The sequence below is a fragment of the Bacillus sp. JJ1532 genome (assembly GCF_036965085.1).
GTDB lineage: Bacteria > Bacillota > Bacilli > Bacillales > Cytobacillaceae > Cytobacillus.
In genome coordinates, this window is the sequence record NZ_JBALOW010000039.1 from 47,461 (window position 1) to 58,494 (window position 11,034).

13 protein-coding genes and 1 riboswitch are annotated in these 11,034 nt (G+C 37.7%); of the genes, 12 read left to right on the forward strand and 1 reads right to left on the reverse strand.

Annotated elements, in window-relative coordinates:
• Nucleotides 1–36 precede the first annotated feature (36 nt).
• A complete protein-coding gene (locus V7122_RS13955; protein ID WP_335348294.1) occupies nt 37–399 on the reverse strand; it encodes a hypothetical protein in 363 nt (120 codons plus the stop codon).
• 131 nt (nt 400–530) lie between these two features.
• Between V7122_RS13955 and V7122_RS13960 the strand changes: the two genes are divergently transcribed.
• The 12 genes from V7122_RS13960 (at nt 531) to thiE (ending at nt 11,021) form a co-directional block, all read left to right on the forward strand.
• Entirely contained in the window at nt 531–1,568 is a 1,038-nt protein-coding gene (locus tag V7122_RS13960) for a fatty acid desaturase (protein WP_335527226.1), read from the forward strand.
• A gap of 118 nt (nt 1,569–1,686) precedes the next feature.
• Nucleotides 1,687–2,808 carry a sensor histidine kinase gene (locus tag V7122_RS13965; protein ID WP_335484736.1) on the forward strand — a complete coding sequence of 374 codons (1,122 nt, stop codon included), beginning with the start codon at nt 1,687–1,689 and terminating at the stop codon, nt 2,806–2,808.
• 11 nt (nt 2,809–2,819) lie between these two features.
• Complete coding sequence (locus V7122_RS13970) at nt 2,820–3,419, forward strand: response regulator transcription factor (protein WP_335484734.1); 600 nt, start codon at nt 2,820–2,822, stop codon at nt 3,417–3,419.
• Between the two features lie 203 nt (nt 3,420–3,622).
• Entirely contained in the window at nt 3,623–4,693 is a 1,071-nt protein-coding gene (locus V7122_RS13975; RefSeq protein WP_335527228.1) for a branched-chain amino acid aminotransferase, read from the forward strand.
• Nucleotides 4,694–4,789: 96 nt separating this feature from the next.
• A riboswitch (TPP riboswitch) is annotated at nt 4,790–4,880 on the forward strand.
• Between the two features lie 110 nt (nt 4,881–4,990).
• Nucleotides 4,991–5,680 carry a thiaminase II gene (tenA, locus tag V7122_RS13980; RefSeq protein WP_335527231.1) on the forward strand — a complete coding sequence of 230 codons (690 nt, stop codon included), beginning with the start codon at nt 4,991–4,993 and terminating at the stop codon, nt 5,678–5,680.
• Nucleotides 5,681–5,699: 19 nt separating this feature from the next.
• Nucleotides 5,700–6,443 carry an ABC transporter ATP-binding protein gene (locus V7122_RS13985; protein ID WP_335347887.1) on the forward strand — a complete coding sequence of 248 codons (744 nt, stop codon included), beginning with the start codon at nt 5,700–5,702 and terminating at the stop codon, nt 6,441–6,443.
• On the forward strand, nt 6,430–7,197 hold the full coding sequence (locus tag V7122_RS13990) for an ABC transporter permease (protein ID WP_335527233.1): 768 nt from the start codon (nt 6,430–6,432) through the stop codon (nt 7,195–7,197). Before V7122_RS13985 ends, V7122_RS13990 begins: the two co-directional genes overlap by 14 nt.
• Before the next feature lie 24 nt (nt 7,198–7,221).
• The gene (locus V7122_RS13995; RefSeq protein WP_335527235.1) at nt 7,222–8,238 is read left to right on the forward strand and encodes an ABC transporter substrate-binding protein; all 1,017 of its coding nucleotides are present in this window, start codon (nt 7,222–7,224) and stop codon (nt 8,236–8,238) included.
• Nucleotides 8,239–8,255: 17 nt separating this feature from the next.
• The gene (gene thiW, locus V7122_RS14000) at nt 8,256–8,777 is read left to right on the forward strand and encodes an energy coupling factor transporter S component ThiW (RefSeq protein WP_335527237.1); all 522 of its coding nucleotides are present in this window, start codon (nt 8,256–8,258) and stop codon (nt 8,775–8,777) included.
• Nucleotides 8,746–9,561, forward strand: a complete 816-nt coding sequence (thiD, locus tag V7122_RS14005; RefSeq protein WP_335527240.1) for a bifunctional hydroxymethylpyrimidine kinase/phosphomethylpyrimidine kinase — start codon at nt 8,746–8,748, stop codon at nt 9,559–9,561. Before thiW ends, thiD begins: the two co-directional genes overlap by 32 nt.
• 21 nt (nt 9,562–9,582) lie before the next feature.
• On the forward strand, nt 9,583–10,392 hold the full coding sequence (gene thiM, locus V7122_RS14010; protein WP_335347882.1) for a hydroxyethylthiazole kinase: 810 nt from the start codon (nt 9,583–9,585) through the stop codon (nt 10,390–10,392).
• Nucleotides 10,389–11,021: a thiamine phosphate synthase gene (gene thiE, locus V7122_RS14015; protein WP_335527242.1), complete on the forward strand. Its 633-nt coding sequence runs from the start codon at nt 10,389–10,391 to the stop codon at nt 11,019–11,021. The genes thiM and thiE overlap by 4 nt, the downstream gene beginning before the upstream one ends.
• Nucleotides 11,022–11,034 lie beyond the last annotated feature (13 nt).

An 11,034-nucleotide genomic window follows, 5' to 3' on the forward strand; every position in this document is an offset into this window, starting at 1 on the left:
AAAATGGACCTCTATTTTTGGAGGCCCATTTTTATTTTATTCTGCTGTTAGTTCAGGAAACTTTATCGGTGTATTTAATTGATAGTGATCCCTATAAGAACGGTATGTTACAATAGGTTCATTTCCAGCATGTACGTCCAATTGGAGGATATACGAATTTCTGCATTCAAGTGAATACCGGACCCCATCCTTTTCCAAAATGTAAAAATAAAATGTTTGCCCTAATAGCTCCTTTTTCATCACTCTTGTATCCGGGTGTTTTCGAATAAAATCAGCCAGCTGCACGACTGTTGCAGAAGAAGTGCCAGTCAACGCATAAATTCTTTCTTTAACGAGAGCAGTTGTGGAGTGTAAAGTTGTTTTTGCTTTGTGTAAAAACTTATTAAGTATCCGGTTCATTTCTTGATCTCCTCTGTCAATTATTTTTCAAACATGACATTTATCATGGTTTGTACATGACACGTATGCCTTATAATTCTCTATTCAATTATATATAATAAGAAAAAACTGAGGGAAAGGATACACTTAATATGACCAAACAAAAGCAAATTCATTTAAGAAAACAAATGGCTCCTTACGAAAAAGCAAATATGAAAGCCAGTGTTTGGCAAATGATAAATACATTAATTCCTTTTTTCTTATTATGGTTTCTAGCATATAAAAGTTTAACAGTATCCTACTTATTAACGCTTTCGATTGCTGTTGTGGCTGCCGGTTTCCTAGTTCGGATTTTCATTATTTTTCATGATTGCTGTCACTATTCTTTCTTTAAAAATCGAACGGCTAATAAAATTGTTGGGACGATAACAGGGATCATCACCATTTTTCCATTCAGCCAATGGCAGCATGACCACTCTTTCCATCATGCAACAAGCAGTAATTTAGATAAGCGCGGAGTTGGAGATATTTGGATGCTCACCGTTGATGAATATATCTCTGCAACTTTTTGGCAGCGTTTAGCTTATCGATTATACCGCAATCCATTTGTCATGTTCGGCCTCGGCCCGATTTATCAATTTTTAATCGTGAATCGCTTTAACAGAAAAGGAGCAAGGATGAAGGAGCGGTTGAATACTTATTTAACAAATATTTCGATCGTTTTATTGTACAGTCTAATGTGCTGGGCGATTGGATGGGAATCGTTTCTTTTAGTACAGGGTCCCATTTTCTTAATCTCCGGTTCAGCCGGAATATGGCTTTTTTATGTCCAGCATACATTTGAGGATTCATATTTCGAAGCGGATGAGCATTGGGAATATGTAAAAGCTGCTGTAGAAGGAAGCTCCTTTTATAAGCTTCCGAAGCTGCTTCAATGGCTAACAGGGAATATCGGTTATCACCATGTCCACCATTTAAGTCCAAGAGTGCCTAACTATAAATTAGAAGAGGCACATAATAATACTGAACCATTAAAAAACGTTCCAACAGTTTCATTAAAAACAAGCATACAATCACTTCGCTTCAGACTTTGGGATGAGCTAAATAATAAGTTTGTTACTTATAAAGAGGCTGCTTATTACATGAAGAAACGGAGTGAAAGAGAGAAACAGCTTAATATCATTAAATAACCATCTTCGTTCTTACATCCAAAATAAAAAGGCAGGGCCTCACCATAGATGAGAACCTTGCCTTATTTATGTTAGAATCAATATACGAAAGTAATGATTAATTATATGAGGTACAAGTATGGTAAAAAAGTATTTAACAACATTAAAAAGCTCAGGAATCGCTCCATACATTTGGAGTGTTTTTAGTATACTGCCTTTTTATTTTATTTTTCAATTTTCATCAACGATCGATATCATTATTGGAATCATCCTGACCATTCTCTTTTTTGTCACATACAGGCTTGCGTTTATTTCAAAAAAGTGGCCAGTTTATTTATGGACTTGTATTCTTATCGGTATTTCCATAACCATGACCATTCACTTTCAATTTGTCTATTTTGCTTTTTACATTGCCTACTATAATGGAAATATAAAAAATCGCATAGCTTTTTTAACGCTATATATCATCCATTTAGTAGCCACAACTTTTTCAATTAATTATAACTTTATCCTGAGGGATGAGCTTTTTTTTAGTCAATTGCCATTTATAATTATTATTTGGATTAGTGTCATTCTTCTTCCATTTAATTTGTATAATAAGAAAAAACAAGAGAAGCTTGAAGAACAGCTTGAATATGCCAACAAGAGAATTGCGGACCTGGTGAAACAGGAAGAACGCCAGAGAATCGCCCGGGATTTGCATGATACATTAGGGCAAAAGCTCTCTCTCATTGGATTAAAGAGTGATTTGGCAAGAAGATTAGTGTACAAAGACCAGGAACAAGCACGAAATGAAATGAAGGATGTTCAGCAAACGGCTAGAACAGCATTAAATGAAGTACGAAAAATGGTTTCTCAAATGAGGGGTATACGAATAAAAGAGGAACTTGTTAGCATAAAGCAGCTTCTTGATGCAGCACAAATTGAATTCATTTGCAGAAATGAACTAAAGCTTACGAATGTATCCATTTTTCTTGAGAACATTCTCAGCATGTGTATGAAGGAAGCAGTAACAAATGTTGTTAAGCATAGCAAGGCTACTAAATGTAAAATAACAATTGAGCAAACAGCAAATGAGGTCTGTATAAAGATTAAAGATAACGGGATTGGTATCGGAAGCAATTATGACGAGTTAAAAGGCAGCGGATTACTTGGTATTAAAGAACGGCTGGAATTTGTCAATGGCACGCTTGATATCATTGAACAAGATGGGACTGCCATTACGATGAAAGTACCAAATGTTATAAAGCAGGCAGATTAGGAGGAACATTCATGATTCGTATTGTCATTGCAGAGGATCAGCGCATGATGTTAGGGGCATTAGGTTCACTGCTCAATTTGGAAGATGATATGGAAGTAGTCGGAAAAGCGAGCAATGGAGAAGAAGCCATTTCACTCGTAAAAAAATATAAGCCAGACGTTTGTATGATGGATATCGAAATGCCGGAAAAAAGTGGACTTGAAGCGGCGGAAGAATTAAAGGACTTCGATTGCAAGGTCATCATACTAACAACATTTGCTAGAACAGGTTATTTCCAAAGAGCATTGAAGGCTGGTGTACGTGGCTATTTATTAAAGGATAGTCCAAGTGAAGAGCTGGCAGACTCAATCAGAACAGTGATGGCCGGAAGAAGAATTTATGCCCCAGAATTAATGGATGATGTTTATAACGAAGAAAATCCTTTAACAGATCGGGAAAAAGCGGTTCTTGAGCTTGTGGCAGATGGAAAAAACACGAAAGAAATTGCTGATGAATTGAGCATTAAAACAGGGACTGTTCGAAATTATATCTCGCAAATTCTAGATAAGCTTGAGGTAAAAAACAGAATTGAGGCCATAACTCAGTCGAAGGAAAAAGGCTGGTTTAAATGATAAAAATAATTTTTTAAAAAATTTGTAAAAACCTCTCGACAAATGACCATGAATTGTCGGATAATTAAAATAACAATCACGACAATTAGAAATTATTTAAAAATAATATTTAATTCTCTTTAGTGTTAATCCTAAGGAACTTTTTTAGTGATTGAATAAATCATTTAAAGTACACAGCATATTAAAAGGCAGGGAATTGAAGAATGAAAGACCATCAAATTGAAATTAACTTAGCAACAACTAGAAAAGAAAAGCCGGCGTTCGACAAGCTTGAATTCGGAAGAACCTTCACTGATCATATGTTTATTATGGACTATACGGAAGGAAAAGGCTGGCATGATCCGAGGATTGTTCCGTATCAACCTATCACTTTAGACCCTGCAGCCACAATTTTTCATTATGGACAGACTGTATTTGAAGGGTTAAAAGCCTATTTAACGAAGGATGAAAAAGTTTTTTTATTTAGGCCTAATAAAAACTTTGAACGGTTAAATCGATCAAGCGCTCGCTTGTGCATGCCTGAACTGGATGAAGAGCTTGCATTAGAAGCATTGAAGGAGCTAATCAGGGTAGACAGAGACTGGATCCCTAATCTTGAAGGAACCTCTTTGTATATTCGTCCGTTCATTATTTCAACTGAAGTCCATTTAGGGGTATCAGCCTCTTTAAGCTATCAATTTATTATTATTCTTTCTCCAGTAGGAGCTTACTATAAAGAAGGAATTAACCCAGTAAAAATTGCAGTTGAAACAGAATTTGTTCGTGCGGTAAAAGGCGGCACTGGTGATGCAAAAACGGCAGGAAATTATGCTGGCAGTCTGAAAGCACAAGAGGTGTCAGGCAAAGCAGGCTATTCTCAAGTATTATGGCTGGATGGAAAAGAAAAGAAGTACATTGAGGAAGTTGGCAGTATGAATGTCTTCTTTAAGATTAATGGCGAAATTATTACTCCTGAACTAAATGGCAGTATTTTACAAGGTGTTACTCGCGATTCTATTATTCAACTTATAAAGCATTGGAATTTACCTATTGTTGAACGAAAAATTTCTATGGATGAGGTCTATCAAGCAAGCTTAGACGGAAAGCTAGAGGAAGCGTTTGGCACTGGAACAGCTGCTGTTATTTCACCGATAGGCGAATTTTCATGGAAAAACGAAAAACTGATTGTAAATAATGGCGAAACAGGTCCAATAGCGAAAAAATTATATGATACTTTAACAGGAATCCAAAATGGAACACTTGAAGATCCGTTTGGATGGTCTATTGAAGTATAAAGAATTGCTCTTATGCAGTTCTTTTTTTTTATGGAATTATTTTACTTGCATTAAATAATATTCATGCTATTCTATGTATGAATATTATAAATATTTTCATTCTACTAGGGGCGCCTTTTGAGGCTGAGATGAACCCTTCGAACCTGATCTAGGTCATACTAGCGTAGGGAAGTAGTTAACGATTACGTATTTTTCAACGTATTGACTTAACCGCTTTCCTATTGGGAAGCGGTTTTTCTATTTTTTCGTGTGTTATAGCAACACAAAATAAATATTAATTTTCAGGAGGAGAATGTAATGGAAACGGTTAAAACGAAAAGATTTACTGACAGATTATTTAAAAATGTACAGCCTATTTGGGAAAAGAATCACAATCATCCTTTTGTTCAAGAATTGGGGAAGGGAATATTAGATGAAGAGAAGTTTATTCATTATATGAAACAAGACTACGTGTATTTAATTGATTATTCGAAACTTTTTGCAGTAGGTGTTATGAAGGCGCAGGATCTAGAAACAATGGGGAAGTTTGCTAAAATTCTGCATGAAACGTTGCATTTTGAAATGGAATTACATAGGAAGTTTGCCGCGGAATTTGGGATTTCTCGAGAAGAATTGGAGGCAACAAAACCTACACCTGTAAATTTGGCGTATACGAGGTATATGCTGCATGTCGCTCAAAATGGCAGTTTAGCGGAAGTGGTTTCTTGTTTGCTACCTTGTGCGTGGGATTATTGGGAGATTGGGAAGCTTTTAAGAAAGCAGTATGGGGATCAATTATCTACTAACCGATATGCTAAATGGGTAGAAACGTATGATTCTGAAACATTTGGCAATGGAGCTAAATGGCTGATTGAACTAATGGATGAACTGGCAGAAGGGAAACCAGAGAGGGAGCTCGCTGTTCTAGAGGAGCATTTCCAGATGACTTCGAAATACGAGTATTTATTCTGGGATATGAACTATTACAAACAGGACTGGCCAATTTAACGTATAAGACGGTGGAATAATGACACTAGAATTAAAGAATGTATCTTATGCCTTTAAAGATAGAAATCAAGAAAACAAAATACTATCAAATCTAAGCTTAACAGTAACTAATGGCGAGTTTGTCTCTTTGATTGGAAGAAGCGGAACAGGTAAAACTACTATATTAAAATTAATTACCGGTCTGCTTAAACAAGATAGTGGGGAGGTTTTTCTGAATGGAAAAGCAATCACGCTGGGGGATATTGGCTATATGCCCCAGCGTGATTTGCTCCTCCCTTGGCGAACTATACTAGAAAATATTATGATTTCAGCCGATATTCAGAAGAAAAATGGGCTTACAAAAGACAAAGCAAGAGAGTGGCTTCAACGAATAGGTTTACTAGAGTACGAGAATTCATTTCCAAAACAGCTATCAGGAGGGATGAGACAAAGAGTTTCTTTTCTTCGGGCCTTATTAACAGGCAAGGAATTATTATTGCTGGATGAACCGTTCGGAGCGCTTGATTCCTTAACGAAAAAAGACATGCAGGCATGGCTGCTGTCGATATGGCAGGAATTAAACAAAACGGTATTGTTTATTACCCATGATTTGGAGGAAGCATGCTTTCTAAGTGACCGAATACTCTTGTTGCACCCTGATAAAACGCTAGAAGAAATTCAGGTCAATCTGAAACGTCCTAGAAAACTTGATATGCTGCATGAAAAAGAGCTGATTACTTTAAGACAAAGCCTGGAGAAGAAGATTGCCTATGAAAAAAATTAAATTATGGATACAGACTTATAGTTTATTTCTCCTATTCTTCATGACAATCTTACTCTTATTAGAATGGCTAGTACAAAGTGAGTTCATTCCTGCCTTTATCATTCCGGCACCAACAAGAGTAATCTTATCAATTTTTGAAAATTGGAAGCCACTATTATTAGAACACTTGCCAGCTACGATGATTGAATTTCTAATTGGATTTCTCCTAGCTGTTATGGGAGGAATTGTGTTGGCAGCAGGGATGTTTTTTTTCAAAACACTAGAAAAAATGCTTTATCCTGCAGTGTTAATTTCGCAAATGATTCCAATCATTGCCTTGTCGCCAATTTTCGTCCTTTGGTTCGGCTATACGATTTGGAGTAAGGTCGCGGTAACGATTCTTATCTCATTTTTTCCTATTGTTGTAGGCACATATGACGGACTTAAATCGAGTGATCAGGAATATAGCGAATTATTGCGTTCCATGGGAGCAAACCGCTGGCAGATCTTCCTAAAATTAAACACTCCGATGGCACTTCCTTCTTTTTTCTCTGGGCTAAAGCTTGCTATCGTTTATGCTTTAGTTGGTGCGACGATTGGAGAATGGCTAGGGGCAAGTGAGGGCTTAGGATACTATAGCCGCAGAATGTCAGGAAATTTAAATGCAGAAGGAGTTTTTGCAGCCATTACGATCCTAACTTTACTTGGCATCCTTTTGTTCGCCATTGTTAAAGCAGCAGAGAATTATATATTGAAATGGAAAAATGTAGAATAATTCACATATGGAGTTGCTCAGAAGATGAAAAAATCACTGTTATATCAACTATTATTGATTGTTATCGCCATCATGTTAGCAGGCTGTAACGCAGGGCAAAACGAAACGAGTAATGCAGATAAAATGGAAGAGCTAGAGGATTTAAGCATTATGCTTGATTGGTATCCGAATGCAGTTCACTCAGCCATTTATGTCGCTAAAGAAAAAGGATATTTTGAAGATGTAGGTCTAAATGTAAAAATTGAAATGCCTGCCGATACGAACGACCATTTGAAGCTTGCCGCCACTGGAAAAGTTGACTTAGCAATCAGCTATCAAAGTCAGCTTTTAGTTTCAAGAGCGGAAAATATCCCTGTCGTCTCCATTGCAGCATTTGTGAGACATTCCCTTGATGCAATCATGTATAAGACAGAAAGCGGAATACAATCTCCAAAGGATTTAGAAGGGAAAAATGTTGGCTACCCATCGGCTTCAGTAAGTGAGGCCGTAGTTTCATCAATGGTCGAAATTGATGGCGGTGATATGAGTAAGGTGAAATTGACTGATGTTGGCTGGGATTTAATGGCCTCCTTAGCAACTGATAATGTGGATGCGCTAGTCGGTGCTTATATTAACCATGAGCAGGTTCTATTGAAAAAAGAAGGATACAACATCGATGTTCTTCATTTGCCGGATTATGGTGTCCCTGATAATTATGAGCTAATCATCGTAACAGGTGAAAAAACATTAAGCAAAAAGAAAGAGTCGATTGAAAAGTTTTGGCATGCAATCACGAAAGGCCATGAAGACGTGAAAGCAGACCCTGATGCTGGTCTCCAAGTTTTGCTTGATCATGAAAATGATAGCTTTCCACTAGATAAAGAAGTCGAAAAGGAAAGCTTGCAGGTTCTCTTACCATTAATGGAGGATAAGGATGTGCCATTTGGCTATCAAGCAGAAGCATCTTGGCAGAATGTTGCTGATTGGCTTTACAAATCAAAGGTTATAAAAGAGCCGGTCGACCCAAAAGAAGCCTTTGAAAATATCGTCTCAAAAAAATAAACAAAGGAGTGACAGTCATGCAAAAAACGAAAAAACTTACCTTAACTGCCATCATCGCAGCGATCACCACAGTTTCAAGCAGTTTCATTTACATTCCAGTTGGTTTTGCGAAAATTTTTCCGATTCAGCATTTTGCCAACGTCCTTTCAGCTGTTTTACTTGGACCTTGGTATGCAGTGATTCAAGCATTTATCTCATCTTCGCTTAGAAATATGCTTGGAACCGGGAGTTTATTTGCCTATCCTGGCAGTATGATAGGAGCATTTCTGGCTGCAATGCTATATCGAAAAACAAAGAATATTGGGTTTGCTGCTACAGGGGAAGTCATTGGTACAGGGATTCTTGGTGCAATGGCAACCTACCCAATTGCAGTACTTCTATTAGGGAAGGAAGCAACCTTATTCGGATTAATACCTGCTTTTACGATGAGTTCCTTTACTGGTGCAATTATGGGATATGCACTACTAAAAATATTAATTAAAAATAAGGCGATCGGAGGGATGCTTCATGAAAACAGCACTTACAATCGCAGGCTCTGATTCTGGCGGCGGTGCAGGAATTCAAGCAGATTTAAAGGCATTCGCCGCGCAAGGAGTATTTGGCATGTCAGTCATTACGGCCGTTACCGCACAAAATACACAGGAAGTAAGATCAGTACAAAATATTGATCTTTCAATCATCCAGGATCAAATAGAAGCTGTATTCGATGATATCCAGGTTGATGCTGTTAAGATAGGGATGCTTTCTACTGCTGAAACAGTTGAGGTAGTTGCCGGTTCTTTGCAAAAATATAAACCAAAATACATTGTATTAGATCCAGTCATGGTTTCAAAAGGCGGACATCACTTATTACAAAAAGAGGCAATTGCGGCCCTTAAGGAAATATTAATTCCGTTATCAACAATTGTAACGCCTAATATACCTGAAGCAGAGGTATTAACTGGCAGTAAGATTAACTGTGAAGAAGATATAAAGGATGCTTGCTTAGTCATAAAAGCACTAGGGGCGGGTTCAGTTCTCTTAAAAGGCGGACATCTTAGCGGAGAGCCTAATGATTTATTCTTTGATGGAAACAGCTTTCAATGGATAAAGGGAGAAAGAATTCATACAAAAAATACACACGGTACAGGCTGTACTCTTTCATCTGCTATTGCAGCCAATTTAGCAAAAGGAGAGTCTTTATTAGAGTCAATACGATCTTCAAAAAACTATATCACAACTGCCATTAAACATAGTCTTGAACTTGGACATGGCCATGGTCCTACGAACCATTTTTATGAACTATATGAAAAAGCAAATCTGCTAATCAAGCAAAACTCCTAAACATTTTAGCTTGGAGGACAAATGATCATGAATAAGGATACGATTAAAAATTTATTTACGATAATAAAGGAGCGCAATCCACTTATTCACCATATTACAAATAACGTCACGATAAACGATTGTGCAAATGCAACACTTGCCATTGGCGGTTCACCCGTTATGGCTACAAGTATCGAAGAGGTTGCAGATATGGTGAGCTTGGCAAATGCACTTGTCATTAATTTTGGTACGATTGATGATTTGACCTATAGTGCGATGATTCGTGCAGGGCAAGCCGCAAATGAAAAAGGAATTCCAGTCGTTTTTGACCCAGTCGGTGTTGGCGCTACTCCATTTAGAACGAAAAAGGCAATTGATTTTCTGAAAAAAGTTCATGTATCCATTGTAAGAGGAAACGCAACAGAGGTTTTTGCCCTAATTGGCGGTAAGGGCGTAACAAGAGGGGTTGACGCTGGAGAGATTTCTATCTCGAAGGAAGCTCTGGCTATTGAGACTGCCAAGCAGCTTAATACAATAACAGTCATTAGCGGCGAGATTGACGTAATTTCCAATGGAGAAAAGACCGTCAGCATAGAAAATGGTGATGTTTGGCTAACCCGAATTACAGGAACAGGCTGTATGACAGCTTCTTTAATCGGCTGCTTTGCCGGAATCACAGATGACCTATTTTCTGCAGCCATCGCTGGAATGTCAGTTATGAGTTTAGCAGGAGAAAGGGCAAGAAATAGATTACAAGATTGTGATGGGATAGGGACTTACCGTATCAAGCTTATGGATGAGATATCGTTAATGGATGGACAAATATGGGAAGAAGGTGTTCGTTTCGCATGAAACCAAACTATACATTATATTTAGTTACTGAAGAATCAGCTCCAGTTGAAAAGCTTCTCCAAACCGTTGAGAGTGCTGTGAAAGGCGGAGTGACGATTGTTCAGCTCCGTGAAAAACAAAGCAGCGGAAAGCTTTTTTACGAAAAAGCAAAAAAATTAAAAAACTTGCTAGATCATTATCAAGTGCCACTTATTATTAACGATCGAATTGATATTGCAATTGCCGTAAATGCTGCTGGAGTTCATATCGGCCAGAACGATCTGCCTTTGTCTGCCGCCAAAAAAATAGTACCCGCCTCTATGATCGTGGGAATCTCTGTTTCAACGGTCGAAGAGGCTGTGGAAGCTGAGAGAAATGGAGCAAATTATATAGGAGTCGGTGCAGTATTCCCAACAACATCAAAAAACGATGCCAAACTGCTTCCTGAGGGGATGCTTCAAGCCATTACGAAAAAAGTTTCAATCCCAGTAGTAGCTATCGGGGGAATTAAAGTTGATAATTTATCGGAGCTTCCAGAAAAACACATCGCTGGTTATGCAATTGTTTCCGGTATTATGAAGGCCGCGAATCCTTACACAGCGGCTGAATCCTTTAGAAAAACAATTAGTCTAGGAATTAGCAGGTCATAATAAAGACCCACGA